The sequence below is a fragment of the Pristimantibacillus sp. Z349TD_6 genome (genome assembly GCF_056173205.1).
In genome coordinates this window covers 2,418,941-2,436,609 of sequence record NZ_CM149662.1, presented here as the reverse complement: position 1 = coordinate 2,436,609, position 17,669 = coordinate 2,418,941, and the positions used below count along the sequence as shown (strand labels likewise).

General features: G+C 45.7%; 13 protein-coding genes. 1 reads left to right on the top strand and 12 read right to left on the bottom strand.

Annotated features, from left to right (window positions below):
* Positions 1 to 30: 30 nt before the first annotated feature.
* From AC0VYE_RS10305 to AC0VYE_RS10265, 9 genes are all read right to left on the bottom strand, one after another.
* On the bottom strand, positions 31 to 2,100 hold the full coding sequence (locus AC0VYE_RS10305) for a hypothetical protein (RefSeq protein ID WP_475447659.1): 2,070 nt from the start codon (positions 2,098 to 2,100) through the stop codon (positions 31 to 33).
* Entirely contained in the window at positions 2,097 to 3,959 is a 1,863-nt protein-coding gene (locus AC0VYE_RS10300) for a pilus assembly protein CpaF (protein ID WP_475447657.1), read from the bottom strand. Before AC0VYE_RS10300 ends, AC0VYE_RS10305 begins: the two co-directional genes overlap by 4 nt.
* The gene (locus AC0VYE_RS10295) at positions 3,956 to 4,789 is read right to left on the bottom strand and encodes a hypothetical protein (RefSeq protein WP_475447655.1); all 834 of its coding nucleotides are present in this window, start codon (positions 4,787 to 4,789) and stop codon (positions 3,956 to 3,958) included. The genes AC0VYE_RS10300 and AC0VYE_RS10295 overlap by 4 nt, the downstream gene beginning before the upstream one ends.
* A gap of 14 nt (positions 4,790 to 4,803) precedes the next feature.
* The gene (locus tag AC0VYE_RS10290) at positions 4,804 to 5,511 is read right to left on the bottom strand and encodes a hypothetical protein (RefSeq protein WP_475447653.1); all 708 of its coding nucleotides are present in this window, start codon (positions 5,509 to 5,511) and stop codon (positions 4,804 to 4,806) included.
* 11 nt (positions 5,512 to 5,522) lie between these two features.
* A complete protein-coding gene (locus tag AC0VYE_RS10285) occupies positions 5,523 to 6,650 on the bottom strand; it encodes an SAF domain-containing protein (protein WP_475447651.1) in 1,128 nt (375 codons plus the stop codon).
* 43 nt (positions 6,651 to 6,693) lie between these two features.
* On the bottom strand, positions 6,694 to 7,299 hold the full coding sequence (locus tag AC0VYE_RS10280) for a hypothetical protein (RefSeq protein WP_475447649.1): 606 nt from the start codon (positions 7,297 to 7,299) through the stop codon (positions 6,694 to 6,696).
* A 2-nt stretch (positions 7,300 to 7,301) separates the two neighbouring features.
* Positions 7,302 to 7,472: a hypothetical protein gene (locus AC0VYE_RS10275; protein WP_475447647.1), complete on the bottom strand. Its 171-nt coding sequence runs from the start codon at positions 7,470 to 7,472 to the stop codon at positions 7,302 to 7,304.
* Between the two features lie 68 nt (positions 7,473 to 7,540).
* Positions 7,541 to 8,491: a ParB/RepB/Spo0J family partition protein gene (locus AC0VYE_RS10270; protein WP_475447645.1), complete on the bottom strand. Its 951-nt coding sequence runs from the start codon at positions 8,489 to 8,491 to the stop codon at positions 7,541 to 7,543.
* On the bottom strand, positions 8,439 to 9,266 hold the full coding sequence (locus AC0VYE_RS10265) for a ParA family protein (RefSeq protein WP_475447643.1): 828 nt from the start codon (positions 9,264 to 9,266) through the stop codon (positions 8,439 to 8,441). Before AC0VYE_RS10265 ends, AC0VYE_RS10270 begins: the two co-directional genes overlap by 53 nt.
* A 1,273-nt stretch (positions 9,267 to 10,539) precedes the next feature.
* Between AC0VYE_RS10265 and AC0VYE_RS10260 the strand changes: the two genes are divergently transcribed.
* The gene (locus AC0VYE_RS10260; protein ID WP_475447641.1) at positions 10,540 to 11,346 is read left to right on the top strand and encodes a hypothetical protein; all 807 of its coding nucleotides are present in this window, start codon (positions 10,540 to 10,542) and stop codon (positions 11,344 to 11,346) included.
* A 715-nt stretch (positions 11,347 to 12,061) separates the two neighbouring features.
* On the opposite strand, the gene AC0VYE_RS10255 is transcribed toward AC0VYE_RS10260, so the two are convergent.
* From AC0VYE_RS10255 to AC0VYE_RS10245, 3 genes are all read right to left on the bottom strand, one after another.
* Positions 12,062 to 13,996: an AAA family ATPase gene (locus AC0VYE_RS10255; RefSeq protein WP_475449515.1), complete on the bottom strand. Its 1,935-nt coding sequence runs from the start codon at positions 13,994 to 13,996 to the stop codon at positions 12,062 to 12,064.
* Positions 13,997 to 14,481: 485 nt separating this feature from the next.
* The gene (locus AC0VYE_RS10250; protein ID WP_475447639.1) at positions 14,482 to 15,777 is read right to left on the bottom strand and encodes an ABC-three component system protein; all 1,296 of its coding nucleotides are present in this window, start codon (positions 15,775 to 15,777) and stop codon (positions 14,482 to 14,484) included.
* A gap of 846 nt (positions 15,778 to 16,623) precedes the next feature.
* Positions 16,624 to 17,271 (bottom strand): hypothetical protein, encoded by a 648-nt coding sequence (locus AC0VYE_RS10245; RefSeq protein ID WP_475447637.1) that lies wholly within the window; start codon positions 17,269 to 17,271, stop codon positions 16,624 to 16,626.
* Positions 17,272 to 17,669: the final 398 nt, after the last annotated feature.

The following is a 17,669-nucleotide window of genomic DNA, read 5'->3' as shown; positions in this document are numbered from 1 at the left end:
CGTGAAGAAAAGGAAGGATCATCGTGCCGCTTACTGAATACGTTGAAGCTGCTCATAGTAAGCGGTCATTTGCTGCAGGCTGACGACGATAAGCGGGATAACCAAATACCCGAAGATTAGCGTCATCAAGGGGGTAAAACCAATCCAGCGCCCCCATCCTGCCTTTTGCTCAATCAACTGCTCATACTCCTGCTTGCGCTGCTCCCGCGCAAAGGCCTGTTCTGCTTCGAGATCATCGAACGCCTGACGAATCGTCAAATATTGCGAAGCGAGCTCCAACTTCTCCACCGTCCGCACGAACGGCAGAAACGGCGCATCCTCCTTGAGCTGCGCCAGCGCCTGCTCCTCGCCCTGCTCAAAGTGAAGCAAGCACACCTGCAACGGCTCCTTGAATACATGGGCAAACTGTTCCATCCAGATCAGCAGTTGTTCCACCGACATGCGCTCCATCCCTGCCAGCATGGCGATCACTGCTTGCAGTTGATCGACCTCATGCTTCATCTCCATCCGACGCATGCGCCGCTCAAACATCCGGATGCCAACGGGCAGCGAATATCCGCCCCAGCCTGAGGCAAGAGCCAGAAACACCTCCCACCACAGCAGCCAAGGCTGCTCCAGTTGCTCAAGCTTCTCCATTACCCGCCGTGCGGTTAGACGAATCTGCTCCTCCTGATCCCCGCCAACTGCCTGCTGACGGAGCAGTTTCATGACGATGCGTTCGTTGCGCGGCCTCACCTCCTTTACTTGTTCCAAAATCAGGCGATCCAGCGCGGCAGCTTCCTGCGCCTTGGCTTCCTCCTCGACCGACAACTGACCGAACAGCATTCCCGGCTTGACTGGCGCATAGAGCAGTTGATGTCGCTCCGCTGCATGCATGGACACGAACAGCCCCAGTACAGCAGCAAAAGCCAACGCGCCTACGACCAAGCGCTGCACATAAAACCATTCCAGCCGCAGCGGTGAAGCCGTATCCTTGAGCAGCCGAGTCACCCGCTCAGCTTCCCGCGAATCAGGAGCCGGCCCCAGCCGCTGCACGATCCAGCGCACCCAAGGCCAACCAAACACACGCTTTTCCCAGCGATTGCGGCTCGTATGCCGAGTGCCGCCATCCAGATCCGCTAGCGCTCGGAGTAGCACATAGGACATCCATACGACCACGAGCAGGGTCAGCTTCGCCAGCCAGCCAAGCGCCCCGGCGTAGAAGGCGTCCATTGACGGAAAGAAGTGGCTTGCCCATGCCTCAATCGGACGGGTAAAGAGCAGCGGTACCAGTGCGATTACGGTCAGCCCTTGCAGCAAATAGCTGAGCTTTTCTCGCCGCAGCAGCTCCAGATTCAGCTCGCCTGACAGCTTTTCCAGCCCTTTCAGGTAGACCGAGCCGCTTTCGGTTTGCCGATCGCCATGCTCTTTAATGAGATAAGACAATCCAGCCAGTCCTTGCAAATAACGGTTGGGAGCCTGCTCCACATATTGCGCCAGTTTTTCCTCTGCATCGCTGTCCGTCAGCATCTCATACAGCTCCTGCCCATGCAGCGCCATTTCATAAGGCGCACCATCATACGCTTCGTAAATCGCTTCCTCCACCATGCCATGCCGATGGTAGTGATGGCGGATATCGCCAAAGAACGTTCGAAGCAGCCGAAGCAGGCGCAGCTCCAGCCGCTGCACGCCCATGTCCGCCAACACGCCATGGCCTACCCATAGACCAAGTAGAAGCATGCCCCAGGTGAACAAGTCGCGAACCATGACAGCAAGCGGAATAACGATTAAGAGCAGAAGACTCCATACCCTCAAAGCTGATTTCATCGTCTCCAACCGCAGCTTCCACTCGTCGCCAAGCCGAACGATCAGGAGACGTTTGCGCAGGTGATGCAAATAGGCACGCAGGATCGGCAGCTGTTCGCACAAGCTGTACAACTGTTGCAGAAAACTGTACATCGCTTGCCTGCGCGATGCTTGTCCCGGCTTACGCAGCGATTCGTAACGCCGAATGGCAGCAATGTCTGAATCACGGCGGGATAGCCACAGGAACGCCGCAATCGCCATCAAGAATAGAACCGTTGAAATGCCAAGCAGTGGAGAAAGCCATTCTCGAATCATGGTGTTTCCCCCCAATGGCTGTCCAGAAAGGCATCAAAAACCGCCTGATCAGGGCCGCTCAAGTAGGTCGCCATGTCCTGACGGCTTTGCTCAGACAACGGATGAACGGCAATATACCGTCCGTCCCGGTACTCGATCAGATTCCGCGCGGTATACAGCGGGCGATCCGTCGAGCGCCGAAAAAACTCAAGCACCGTTTCCATAAAAGCGGCCAACCGCACATCCTTGGTCATTTTGCCGGTAAAGTCAGCCGGATAATCTGCCTCCTGTGGCTCCGGCACACATTCCGTAATCCGTTCGATATAACGCCTACCATCCAAGTCACGGCGCAGATGAATATCAAAATTGACCACGCTGACGACCTGCTGCTCCGCAACACGCTCACTGCTGAACACGCCGGTTTTAAGCAGCGAATTACGCAGCGACAGCACCAAATCGCGGAACGTTTTGGCGTGATGGGTGAACAGTGTAAACAGGGAAGCGACTTGCGCCATCTGCACCATCCAGGCTGCAACCGGGTCGGTCGCTACCTCACCCAAAATGTTCACCGAGCCGTCCGTCTTCTTCTGAATGTCCAGCCCTTGCTGGCCGGTAATCGTTTCGGTCTCGCGCAGGCTGACGATGTTGCGGTTCGGGTAAATCTTGCGGAGCTGCAGCTCAAAGCTCATTTCCTGCACCCGAATTGGTAGCACCGCTGGAATATGGCGTACCATCGCCATCAGTAGGGTCGTCTTACCACTACCCTGGGCGCCAGTGATTGCCGTAATCCGTGCGCCTGCAACGAGATAACGGATGAGTCCGATCGGCAATTCCGCGTTTTCGTCCTGAATCAGTTGCTCCAGCGTGGCGCTCTGCACATCAAATTTGCGCACAAAAAAAGCCCACGATTCTGCAAACCGGGGGCGCAAGACAACGACACGTGAGCCGTCGCCCATTTCATTGACCTTATACCCGTTTGCTTCGGATAATTGGCCGGGAAAATTGTGCTTGTAGATGATTTGGCAGACGCGTCGCAGCTCCTGCTCCGAGCCAAACGACAGGAAGCTCAAATGAATGGACTTGCCCTTGTAAAACAGCCAGACACTATCGTGTGAACGAGGAAGCTCCTGCCACTGTACCTCGTTTTCCAGCGCCCATTCGCCCTCCCACATTAGTGGCGGCAGCCCGGATACGCCCCCGGACACACCGTCGATCCGCATATCGCGCAGCTCGTCGATGATGCTAAAGCCCTTGTAATGCTGATAGATTCGCTGCACGACAATGCGAAGCTTGTCTTCGGTCTGCAAGGAGGGAGATTCCTTAACGTAGATGTCCCGGATCTCTGCCTTTGAAATCCGGTAAGCCTCAAGCTGCCCGTCCTCATCGAAGCGTTGCCGATCCAGCTCATATGTCTGAAGCATCTGCTCCAGCGCCCGCAGCCCGAATTGCTGTTTATAACGATCCAGCAGGATGTCGAACTGATCCTGGGCGGTGAGCGCGTCGGGTTGATGAAATGGCAGCAGCAGATTCAGGTGCGCATCGTCCAATACGTATTGTTGCATCAGCAAATCGGCGATCACTTGCTTCACGTATTCCTTGTCCCGCAAGTCGCCGGAGGTGCAGCCGCGAAGCGCCTTCTTCAGCTCTGCCCGCTTGTTCTTGCGGCGGCGATACTCCTCCTCAGACAAGCCAAAATCGCTGAGATGGCTTGTTGTCATTTCGTGCAACGTGTCTTTGATGAACGATGTCATCGCCTCTAGCGTATAGGCCGTTTCTTCCATCGTTCCCTCCGGCAGACGGCGGCTCATGCGCAAATAGAGAAAGAAAACGGCCAGGAGTAGTAAGGAAATGACAATCAAGGTGTTCAACAGCGTCATCATGGCTTGTCCTCCTTGCCGCCGAACACAGGCTGATTCATGCCCGCACCTTCGATCAGCGCATGCGCCAGTGCCCGTACCTGACGGACAAAGTGATGGTTCTCATGCTGGCGCATAGTCTTGCGATTGCGAAACCAGTACGGAATCGCCTCCCCCTGCTGCACTGCATCCAACCAGCCCGTATTGTGCATGACCGGAAAGGCCGGTTGCTGCCAACGAAATCGCCGCTGGAGGTTGTTGACGGTCAGGGATGAAGCCGGGTCGAACTGTCCAAACACGAACATGGCTTTCCGAGCGCTGAGTAGCGCACTTTCCCGCGATTGAAAAAAGCGCTCCAGCAGCAAGCGATTCTGCGGCAGACAAACGACGAGGATATCCGCCCAATTCCGCAGTTCCTCCCGCCAGCCTGGAGCGGTTCCGCTACCGCCGTCCAGCAGCACTAAATTGTAGGCGCGCCTGGCTGTGTCCAATAGCGGCTCCAGCCAGCGTTCTGCCATGCCGGCAAACCCTGCACTTGGCATCGCCGAGCCGGGAAGCACATCCAGCCGTTCCCGGAGCAGCGGCTGCGCATAATCTCGCAGCATACTCGCCTCCAGCTTGCGGTTTTGCAGCAGCCGCAATAGCGCATCCATGCCGATATCCGGCAAGGGGGATGGATTTTTTTCCGGCGTGTAAAAGGCACGCTGCACCGCCTCATCCTCCTCTCGCAAAAGGCCGAGGAGCAGCATTCGCGACGAATATTCCAGCCCCATACATGTCGCTGCCGCAAGCAGGCTGGTCGTCGTTCCGGCCTGGCCGGGGAAAGGACTCCAAAACACAACCATCATTCCCATCGTTCCACTCCCCTCTACCAGGCTCGCCATCGCTTTTGAGCAGTCGCCCAAGCGCGCCGCGCGGTTTTCGCATCGCAATCTCCAAGCTGTTGCAGCATCGTGAGCAGCACTTGCCGGAAGGCTCCACTAACGCGGCGAAGGTCAATACGATGCTGATGCTGATTATGCACATCCGCTGTGGCATCGCGTTCATCCAGCGGAAAATGAAAGGAAGGCTCCAGCCACTCCACATGGCGCAGCCGTGTTTCCGCCCGCCAAGCAGGCAAGCTGCCCGGTAACGACGGAGACAGCCAATCATAAAAAGAGAGCGGCACTTCCGCTTCGTGCAAGCACAAGCGCAGCAGCAGCTCTTCATTTTTTTGCAGCGACAGCCGCTTGCCGTCCCAACACCATACCCGCTTGTCAAAGTCGGGCAAATTGCGTCCCGTTACCATTTGGGTATGATCGGTGTCGAGTAGCAGCACATCGTACGTGCCCAGTGTTCCCGCCTGTTCCAGTGCTTGATCCAGTTGCTCGGCAGTAATGTAACCGTAGGCTACATCTATGTCCTCAAACTCCTGCACGGCGCTGCCGGTGAAGACGGGCGGCAAATAGCCCTGAACCGCTTGCCCCATTGTGGAGTCCACTAGCAGCACCTTCTTCCCCATTGCCCAGAGCAAGCGCCCCAGCGCCAGCAGCACATGGCTTTTATCGGCTGAACCGAGAAATATCATTTTTTTCATGGCCGTCTCCCTTACTGATTGAGTATGTCCTCCCACCGTTCTTCTCCTGACGGTGCTTCTGTTTCGGTCACCGCTTCCGTTTCGTTGTAAGTAGAAGGAGGAACGGTTGATTCTGCCGGAGCAGAAGGAGTCGGTGGTTCCTGCGTAGGCACCATAGAAGCCGTGGGTTGCCCCTCTCCTGAGGGTCGGTTATTGGATACCTCCGTCTCCGAAGTCCCACTGCCCGACTGCGGCTGCGCTTCAAACATGGCGTTGCCCTGCCAGGTAGTTGCCCGTTCATTTTGCAATTGCTGCTGTACCGTAACATTGCCACTGGTGGCCCGCAGCTTGTCCGACTCACTGACCACCTTTAAATTGGTATCCAGCGTTTGGCGCAGGCTTCGAGCCAATTCCGTTTTTGCCGATTCAAGCAGATTTGGATCGATTTCCATCAAATCCAGCACCCTCGGATTGGCCGGATAGTTTACAACGGCTGCCTCCTGCAAGCCAGGCTCGATATAGGGGAGCGCATAAAGCCGTGCCCCTTGCAGGTAAGCGTCGATGATCGCACTGGATGTTTGCAGCAAATCCATCTCGTTCAATTCCAGCCAAATCACATTGCCCGACAACTGCCGCACTTGTTTTTTGGACAGCAGAACAAAATCCTCTCCAGTCGGAAAACCGATCCGCACATCGATAAATTGCTCGGTCTTGAGATTGGAAGGAAGCTGAATCACCTGAAATTCCTTGAGCCGTACATCCTTTGGAACGGGCTGTCCTTCGAACAACAAAGAAGCGAGTAGCGGCGTGCCCACCTCCAGTTCCACCTTGGCATATTTACCGATAATCGCTTCCCGATCCGTAAGGATACCCGCCGGAACAAGGGTAACGGGCATCAGAATCGCCTGTAGATCATTTGCTGTCAGTTCATTGCCGGCCCCAACATTCTGGCTTACTACCCAAACCTCGCGGCTGTTCAGTTCCTTCTCTTGCATCAATTGCGCGAGCTGCCGCTCATAGCTTTCTTGCATCTGGTGCTGCATTTGCTGTTGCTCGTTATGCTGCATGAGCAAAAAGACGGCTGCAGCCACAAGCAATACCAGGCTTAACGCAATGGCACCGATAACGAGTGCCTTGCGATTGCGATAGTTCCAAGACATCGCGAACGACTCCTTCCTTCAATCGAAATGATTCCCGTTTTGTTTAGCGGGCGTCCCGAGACTTAGGCTTTTGTTGCTTCTCCGCCTGATGAAGTGTCTGCTTCTCTTGTGCCCAGGCTGGTGTATGCTCCGGTTTTAGGAAGCCGAGCAGGTCTTCCCGATTATAGCGGCATTCGTCACCTGAATAGAGCCTCATCGCGAAAACGGCCCTTCCGCGTGAATTTCCCGATGCGCCGAAGCCCCCCGTCACCCAAACCAATTGATGATCTGCTGTGCGAAATTCCGGCCGCAGTCTTTCCGGTCGAATTACGACAATCCTGCCACTAAGATCATCCTCACTTTTGATGGGCAGGCAATGGTCAGTTTGAATCTGGGGCATTGTTTCTGGAATGGCAGAACGCTCGGTCTGAAGCTTCTCAATTTCCCACTGCAATAACTTGCCAAACTCCTGCATCGCCTCCAGATAGTCCGCGAATCCTTCTGCTCCATAATACTGATCCATGCCAAACAAATTATTCTGATCACAATAACAGACCAGATAAGGCTTCTCGCTATTCGTCGTATCGATGCCCAAAATAACCTCGACCCTGCCAATGGGCAACGCCTGATAGACCTCATAGTCGCCAGCCATTCGTTTCTCCTGTTCCATCGTCAATCCTCCCGACACCTTTTGCGATTAGTCAGCTTCGGCTTGGTTACCGTTCCTTTTGCCTGCTTCCGAAGGGGCCGTTCCTCCTCCTCGGACGGACTGCTCTGCGTGAAACCCGGCTTTTCCTTCATTAGTTGCTCATACTGACGCCGTCTTCCTTCGGTAAAATCCATCGGACTGCTCCTTTCTGCAAAAATGGGCATAAAAAAATCTCTCCATCTAAGAGAGAAGAAAGGGTGAATTAACGCTCGTGTTCCCGTTCCCGCTGTTTCCTGCGATACCAGTTTTCCAATAATTGCACGAGCAGGTCTTCCTTTTGCTGCTCAGTAAAGTCTTGCGGAAAGAACTTTTCTATACGCTCCTTGCGGATCGTCATCTTTTCCTTCTGGTTCGGCTTTTCCTCCGTCAAAATAGCAAAGATAACATCAACATTCAGCTTTCCATCCTGATTAAGCTTTTTCATACGCTGTGCCTGCGCCAGTGAGGGCGTACAGTCCTCGGCCTGCATCGTTTCCAGCAGGGCTTGCTGCTCTTTCTCGGCCAAGTAAGAGATTTCAACTGCGGGGCCAAATGCGATATCCTTGTTGTCCACCATCTCGAGAATGGGTGAAATGAGTTCGGTTAGACGGATATAGCGTGAGATTTGATTTTTACTTTCTCCAACTTGTTCGGCCAGCAGTTCTCTGGACTCCTTGCCTCCTAACTTCCGCCCAACTTGGGCGGAAGTCAAATCACTTCGTTGACCTTGCCTTTTCATGGCTTCCAGCTTCATTTTATAAGCAAACGCCTTTTCACTTGGAGACACATGTTCACGCTGCAAATTACTGTCTACCATAATAATGGTCGCCTGGTCGTCGTCCAACTGTCGGACAAGGCACGGAATGGATTCCATTCCTGCCATTTCACTTGCCTTCTTACGCCGATGCCCTGCAACCATTTCAAAGCCGCCATCCGTTTTAGGACGTACCAGCACAGGAACCAGCACCCCGTATTGCTTTACGCTTTCCGCCATCTCCAGCATTGCATTGTCCGCCTTTACTTTAAAGGGGTGATCAAGGAATTCACTGATCTCTGCCAGCGGAATTTCCGTGATCTGTTCTTTCTGTGCCGCATTCCGAGTTTCTTCCGTCGTAAACAAGTCATCGACTGTGGTCAGTTTTATGCTGGCGCGCCGATCTTCTTTCGCTGCCAATATCCTGCACCTCCTTCGTTAATGAAGCGTATGCCTTGGCGACTTGTCCGTTCGGATCGTGTGCATAAATACTTTTGCCGCGAGCGCTGGTCTCCGCCGCGCGGATAGAGTGAGGTATTTCTGTTTGAAACACACGCAGCTTGTCCCCATAATCGCGGCGAAGGATGAACGAGATGTCTTTGGCAAAATTAGTGCGGCTGTCCACCATTGTGAGCAACACCCCCTCCACCACCAGCCTTTTGTTAATTTGGCGTCTAACACGGGCAACCGTCTGCAATAACTGTGTCATCCCTTTTGCCGGTAAATAATGCGCCTGAACAGGAATGATGACGCTATCTGCCGCTGCCAAAGCATTGATCGTCATCATGCCCATACTTGGCATACAATCGATCAGGATGTAATCATAGTTGTCTTTTACCGAGTCCACGTACCCACGCAGTATCGTTTCCCGGCTCATCGTATTGACGAGCGCCACTTCAACGGCAGACAGTTCGATGTTTCCCGGCATCAGGTCAATTCCTTCGTGATGCTGCAAAATACCCTCTTGCGGGTCAAAAGCTTCCTCTGCCATACACTTTTGCAGCATTGTCGCCAGCGATATTGGGAGGTTATCCGGCTCTTGAAAGCCAAGCGAATCTGTTAAATTCCCTTGTGCGTCAGCATCCAGCAGCAGCACCCGGTTGCCTTCTGCCGCCAACCCGATGCCGAGGTTGACCGCTGTCGTTGTTTTGCCCACGCCGCCTTTCTGATTGGCAAGGGCGATGACCTTGGCCATGTATTCCTGTCTCCTTTCAATTGAAAAGGCCGGTTGCTTCGAGGAATCCGAGCTCCGGCCTTTCAAGGCTATCTATATAAAAAGAGAGCACCCAAACAGGATGAACTCTTGGATATTCGATTTAAAAGGGTACTTTCATCTATCGGCAATAGAATGTTGCATATCCATCATGCTACTTGCTTTCTGCACTGCACTTGAAAATCAAATCAACGAATGTCTTTACCCATGTAGACTGCAAATCAACGGGAAATCTGAAATTTTTATAAAATAGTAGTCCGCTTGAATTCTAACAGTAATCACTGATGGGTGAGTAACAGGTAAACATAGAAAAATTTATCCGGCGGACAGCGGTGAACTGTCTCCATAAGCGCGCGCATGCGCTTCCTCCAGGATCGCTGCAGGCCGCCCCCATTGCGATAAGCTGTGGCTGGACGGAAGTATCATAATCCCTTCAAGCAGGTCATCGCCGTAAATGGAACCACCATTTCGTTATGCATCACGGAATCGCTCTCATCTTGCCCTGCGTCATGATCGGACGGCAGGAACAATACGGTCATGGCGCGCTTGCATACTGGCTATCCTTTGAGGCTGCATGGGGAATGTACCGGATAAACTTATATTCAATTTTCAATGAGCTATGGCGAGGAATTTTTGTCCCTCCATAAGCCGTTTCATTTTTCGGGCAAAATCGGGTAGGCTGAGAAAAAAATCTTAGAGGAAAGTTCTTGGAGGACATCGAAATAGAGTGCATGGTTATGCGACAAATTATTATGGGGCTATCTGTAAAGTGAGAGTACCTTTAGGACTCGTAGATGGAGATAATATTGTATTAAACTAGAAACAGCATTAAGCTAAAGGGAAGGTTAACGGAATAAATTTCGTAAATGGAACATCGTCGACCTCACGATGAGAATTGTTTTGTAAGAATGGGATGAAATAAATTACTCTCCTCATCAATTCAGATGAGATTCCGACAAAGGAAGTGTTTAGGGCTTGAGAGATAAAGAGATGCCAAGTTCAATAGACTTTTCATATCTAAAAAATCTTTTGATCCAGCAGGGTAAAACACACGAGCCTTTACGAAGAAACCGCAAAATAAATAGTCAAAGAAGGAAATGAAGCTCTGAGAGTGAATGGGTACTTGAAAAAACTAATTTAATAAATACCCGCGATGCCTTTCAATAATATCTGCCGTTAGCACAATTATCTCAAAACAAGAATGCCATAATCAATTTTTGTTTAACAATTTATATAATAGGGAGAACAAATCGCAATGAAAATGACTTGGCTGTGTCCATTATGTCAAATGGAAGATGATTATCTTAAATACGAGGGAAATGGTGATGGACATCCTAAATACGAAATTGAACTGACTGGTTCCTGTGTTTACGAGCTTACATGTGAGAAGGATCATAAAAGTGTTTATGTGCTACATAACAAAACCTTCGAACTACTCTTCGAAATGGGGATATATGCTTTACACGATGGCTATTCTCGCGAAGCAGCAAGCAATTTTGCAGTTGCCGTCGAGCGTTTCCATGAGTTTTGCATTAAAGTTCTGGCGCATGAGCAAGGCATTGGGCCACTTGTGAATTCAGAGCCAGAAACTTGGAAGATGACCAATGACTATGATTTTGACAAGGAGTACAATGCAGCTTGGAAAGCAATGTCCAGTCACTCCGAGCGACAATACGGGGCATATATCATGTTGTACCTCATTACGTTTAAAAAAGCACCAGTCCTTCTCCGAAACAGTGATATTTCATTTCGTAATGATGTAACGCATAAAGGTTTATTCCCCACACAAAAAAGAACTCGGGAATACGCACAAACGGTTTTCGATTACATCAGGACGAAGCTCATCGAGTTGAAATGTGCGATGCCTGATGCAGTAGATTTTATTTGCTCGAAGGACTACGAAGATTTCAAGAATCAACAACTTCAGGCATACAACGGAAAAACACTCGCCTTTATACGTATGGAAACTGTTTTTCAGGCCTTTGAATCGCTCAAATATTTGGAGAATTTAACTTTTGATTTTGCGATTGAGCGTGGTTCAGGGTTTCGTTTCTTTAAATAGAAATATACTCAAATGGGGACGTACGAATTTCAACAGATCTGTAACTGTGTGTGACAGGCAAATAGAATTGACATGGATTTAGTTCTTCAGTCAATGCTATTTGAACGTAATAAACGTTTGAATTTTGTTACTTTACTCTACACTCAGAAGAATTTCATCTTTATTACTCTTACTTAATTTGAGTTGTCAAGATCAAGGACGGCTTGTGAATATTTCGGTACCAGGGAGCCATAGAGTTAATGAGTGAGATCCATATTGTTTTAATGTCATGTAATCAAGTTCCCCCTCACTCCCCTCTTCACTAAGCTTGTGGCAGGTCAAGCAAGGCTTTGTTGGACCACAGAAGAGTGTTTGAGGAGAGGACGCCAGTCAAAAGGCTGAAATGAAGGCTTCGCAGCCTTGACTGGCTAATTCTGTACGGACTACATAATTAATTTAAGCGGTGTCTCCCACGACTAGCACTGTGGCTCTATTTCACTTAAATCGTGGTTCTCGCTCATTGATCGTGTGGCGCTGCCACGCCGAAATAATCAGCTTGCCCCTGATTTTTAATATCCTAAGTTCTATGTAATTGATGTCGTGGCTGCTACAGAATATCAAAAAAATGCACTCGGACATTAGGGTAGCTATTTTTGCACGCTACATAATGAAAGACAGTACAAAACTCAGGTAAGAGTTCTGTACTGTCTATTTAAAAGATAATTTGGCTGCCTGCCTAGTCCAGCTCAGTAAATTCATTAAGACTCTTATTTACTAAACCCTTTTCGCCACTTAGAAAAGTGTATCTCGTATAGCCATCAGCTATGTCAGGTGGCGTATTTTCTACTATGATGATTTGATGATCAGCGCTTAGCTCAATCAATACTTTATAAATTTCTTCATATACCTCAGGGTCATTTATGAGGTCTTTCTCTGAAACTTCGGTTGTTTCAATATCTTCTTCTTGGCTTTCGCTTTTAAGAGTCCCCAAGTATTTACTTAGAGAGTCCAACATCAGAATCCCCGGATGCCCTGAAGCATAGCCCTCTTTTTTACTTGCCAGGATTGCTGCTAAAAATGAGAGTTGCATACACTGCAATAATCCGCCACTCTCGTGATCATAAACACTTGACCCAGAATAAAAAGGTATGTACTTCTCTGAATCAATATACGTTTCATTATTGGGGTTGTACTTAAATCTCCGCATGTACTCTTTATAGTGTTCATCAAGAAACAAAAAAACTTTCTTCTTATAGGTTACACTAACATTCAATTCTTCTAGTGCTGTTTCAATACGTTGAGCCTCTGCCTCTAATTCTCTTATCAACTTTTCCTTTTCTACGATCTTACGATGGATTCTGAGACATTCCCTAACAATTTCATGCTCTCTGGTAAGCCTGTTTACAATGCTATTGATGCTGTCTAGTTGAGACAAAAAAGGTACATTTGTTTCTTTAGCGAACTCGGATATTGCATTATTTAATATTGCCTGCTTTTTTGATAATCTGGCTACTTTAGTATTTAACTCATCAATAAGTTTAGTTTCACTATTAATCATACTAGTTACCAGCTTAATCTTACTAGAAATCTCATTTTTAATTTTGTTTAGAGTGTTTACTGAACTGAGACTTTGTTTGCCTTGATCATGTGTATGATGCGGAACAGCAGAGTTACAAAGAGGGCATTCAATTTTCTGTTCTGTAATAACTAGCTTATAATTAATCTCCAATGTAGCATCGATTTCTGTTCTTTCTGCTTCATACTCATGTCTTAGTAATTTCTTTGAGTTCAAAGATATTACATGCTCATTTTTCTGGTTCTCGTATTCAAACTTTTTGTTTGCAATCTCTGTTAATTCTCTTTTCAATGAGATATACATTTCATTTTCGTTGTTTTTATTATTCTTACTGTCCTGAATTACGGATACCTTTTCCTGTTTCCTTCTTTCTATTTCATCCTTAAATTCATTTGATTTACCCCACAGAACCGAATAATCCTCTGCATTTTTATCTTTTAAATACGATTTCAAGCCAGTTATTTCCCTATTAGTATCCTCAATTTGATTTTTAGCCTTTACCAATTGTTGTTTTAAGTCATCCTTATCAGCATCCATTAAACTAAAAAGCAACTTAAAAGCATGTGGGTTTTTATAACGTTTAAAAGTCGTCTTGTTGGATAAAAAATCGTGTGTTCCTAACTCATGCTGATGTATATATACATACCTGAAAATATCTCGGAAAGATATTGTTTCTAACTCCTGCTTATTACTATGCTTTTGATGCTTTATCAATTTGTATTCGTTAATGTTCAGTTTTCTCATCAATATATTCATGAGTTCATCTTGATCAACCGTTTTTGGAGTGTACTCATCGATCTCCTCAAATTGGCAGAAATAAATACTGAATCTACTTTGTTTTTCCTTGAATAATCGGTTTATGACAAACGTTTCTTCGTCTGAGGATATTTCTAGAAAAACCTGATCACATTCCTCGTTTAGCTCTTTTTGTACTTTCAAATCAATCTTTTTGCTTTTACCCAAGCAATAGTCGATCAAACTTAAGACAAGTGATTTCCCTGAAGTTTTATCCCCACTAATTATTGTTATGCCTTTATTAAACGTAATTGTTCTTCTATAAGATGCTCCTTGGATAATCAATTTATTGAATTTCATACGATTCAACTGCTCCCCCCTTTAACACCTTCAAATTTGCAGTTGAATATTCAATAGTCGAAATGACATTTGTAAATTCACTTATAAGGTTTGTAAAATAGTCGGAATCCAATTTTTCTACAAATGTTAATCCCGATGAAGATAATCGAATACCGATATCTCCTGTTTTAACCCCGAGATTTCCTTTTACATCAATGAAGGCTAATTGCGATAGTTCCAGAACTATCCGGTTAATCTTGTATTGGAATCTGAAATATAAATTTGTAGATAACTTACGACTATCTTCTTCCGAATCGAACAACTTTCTTAACTCAAAATTCGCAAGACTATAATAGAATACTATTTCTGATATTTTTTTGTACTTCGTCTTACTTTGCAATGAGAAGGAATATAGAAGCAATACAGTTTTCACAATATCTAGCTTTGTGTTATCGAATAGGAGTTGAACTGAGTTTGGGACGGATTCTCTTACCAAGTTCTTGAGATTACCCAAATCTCTTCTCCCCCCACCAAATAGTTTTACTTTCGTCTTCCGCTAAAAGGTGTATTAATCCCCTATTCTCATTCTCATCAGATTTATTCTCTTTGAATAGTTCTGCATATCTTCCAAAGTCAATTTCCTCTAAGCTTTTATGTACAATTTTCACCAGTTCTTGGCTATCTCCAAACATTTTATAGGTGTCAACGTATCTTTCTTTGTATTTCCCGAACACTTTATAAAAAATTGCATCGATCACATTTATGTCCATACCGCTTTTCTTTAATTGACGTATATACTTTTCTGCTGCAATATAGAATATTGATGCTAGCTCAATTGTCTCTGGCTCAACATTTTCGAGTTGTAGTTTTCTATAAAACAGATTATCGGTTACATTTTGATTTATATCCGATAGACCAGCCCCTACAATTATCGGTTTATCGGTTTCTGCACCTTTGTTAAGTACGCCGTCTTTATTCGGATCAATTGGCTTTGCAATATAATTTAATACTTTTCTTATTTCGTCTGAATGCGAAGAACCTTCAGTATAATAAGGGATAGTAATCAGTCCAAAATCTTCTCTGAATTTTTTAATTTTATCATCAGTTGGATCATCTAAGAGAATATAATGGCTTCCTTTAAAATACTTCTTATGGTCTTGGATCAGTCGCTGTATAAACTGATCGTCAAACGAAAACCCCATGAATAATAGCTTTCTGCTGCCAGTAACCAAACTTAAAATGCTCTCATATTTTTTGTCTTCATACAGTTTTTTATAGCTTTGTTCACTGATAACAATTGTACCTGAATTACTTGTAAATCCATGAAGATGACATACTCTTTTCTCATCAAAAAGCTCTTGGGTTGTGAACTCAATATCTTTAAGCAAGATTGGTCGATGTTCACATTCCAAATGATCATCTAAAAGATTTTCATAGTTTGTTGTCAAATGTAATTTAAAGTTCATTCTGCCGATATCTGAATAATTATGTTTATTACCATCAGTGAGTTTAATTTGTCTCTCTTTAATCAACAACACGATCTCATTCTGTATATCATCATCAATTAGTGAAGCATACTTCTTTAACTGTTCAATAGCACCCCAATAATCTCTGCTTTCCAGATGCCAATTAACTGTGGCTTTCAAGAATTCTAATTTCCCAGTTGCATACTTATCAGATATTACCTTAATTAAGTCACCCCAAGTTGGTACCTTAAAGGGAACTGATAACCCCGATCCAATGAACGGAATTACTTTATCCTTATGATAATCCTTTCTAAGGTTTTCTAAGTTAACATTCATGACATCGCCTCTTTCCGCTCCAGCAAAAGGTGGGTATATTTCCCGCTTCAAATATTTATGTATTTCGACAAAAGTTTATAAACTCCTGCAATGCTACTATAACTTACTCTAACTATAAAGAAAGACAGTAAACACTCGGCAAGTGAGTTCTATACTGCCTTTCTGCCTAGTTTTATTCAATCACTTCATTGCTGCTGCCGTATAATCTTGCATTCTGTTATTTTCGTCCAGATCCAAATTATCCTGTTCAAAACCATTTGCTTGCATGGATTAAATCGCTGAGCGGATGTTAAATAATGTATACTATAGTAAATTGGTAATTTCCAAAGATGAAGTGACCACTTTTCAGACGAGACATTAACAATATCCTCGTATCTCTAATGATAATCGGTCAAATCTGGAGTTACCTCATTTGTTGTACAACCGGTTAGGGATATATTACATACCGTACTTTCTATTGACTTTAGATTATCATCAAAATAATGGGTTATGCCGCGTTCTGTAAATCGTAGGATGTTAGTTGTAAATTGATCATCTTACATTTCCCTCGTTAAGGAGAAGTGAACATGGGAGGCTTGTTCGGCTCTTCCCACTTTGAGCGACTTGAAGTTGTTTAGGTTGCCTACGTAATGAATCTGTGTCCGGATTCCAGAATTTAAATCTAGATGTTCTGCTTGAAACGTCCTGACATTACCCATGACTTTTTTGTATAGATAGATAATTCGCTTCTCAGACCACGTATTATGGATTTCAACCATAGTGATTTCGATTTCCACTTCCACAATAACATCGTTCTTTCTTAGCCATTTCCCACATCCTTAAAATCATTTATTTGATATAAAAAAACTATAGCTTTGAACGTAAATCCTTAAGGAATTCTTGCATCAACTTAATTGATTCGATACAGAATTCGTGTGTAATTGTTATCCCAACTTCTTTTTCCCCAATGCGAAAAGTATCTTCAAATGATATAGATTTGAATGCTTTAGCTGCCTTGTAGACAGGGGAATTTAGTCCTACATAATTACTTCCATTATGTACGTAATGATTACGTAACTTGTTCATATGTAAAATCTTCTGCCAGGGATTCAGTCCCTCGGGAAAATCAATTCTGGCGACTTTAATTAAATAAGCTTTTGATCTGAATATTCCATCACCTGCTAGGTCTTTCGGTTCTATTGGAAAGCCATTAGTTTTATGTATTACATTACAAAGTCTATCAAGGCAAACCTCCAAGGTTGAATATGTACTTATGAACAATGATTTTATCAGGATAGAAGGGAAAGATCTATCAAGTTGATGGAAACTTTCTGAATACTTTTCATGAAATAAATCATCTTTCTTATCGTGAGATAACCCCTCAAGAGCTCTCTCAATTTCTTGATCCAACTTATTAAACTCTTCTGATAAGAATGCCTTAATTCGATTTGCATAAGTACTTAGATCATCTAGTTCAACCGCGAATACATCAATTACCATCTGAGCTGATTTCATTAATATCTCCTTCAATAAACATAATTTCAACACCGTATTTGTCCTTAACCTATAAGACATATATGTCCAATTTCTTTAATGTAAAACTCGATCGTACTGATAATTTATCGATGACCAACATAAAGCGGCAATGAACTTGCAACTCCATTATTTTTTGGAGTCCTTTTGCTTAGTAATAATTCTTGAAGCTACTAACAGCGCTTGCCAATGTGATTCTTAATCTGATTTCGGTTGAAAGGCTAGCAGTACGTGTTGTTTTTTTCCAAAGCACTGGTTTCACCTTTTGCTTTAATTAATAGCGTGTACCCATTTTAAACGGCCATCCATGATAGTGATGCCCTTTCAGAAGGTATGTAACTCCGAAATCTTCTAGTTTACTGCAGACAGCTGAATCCACA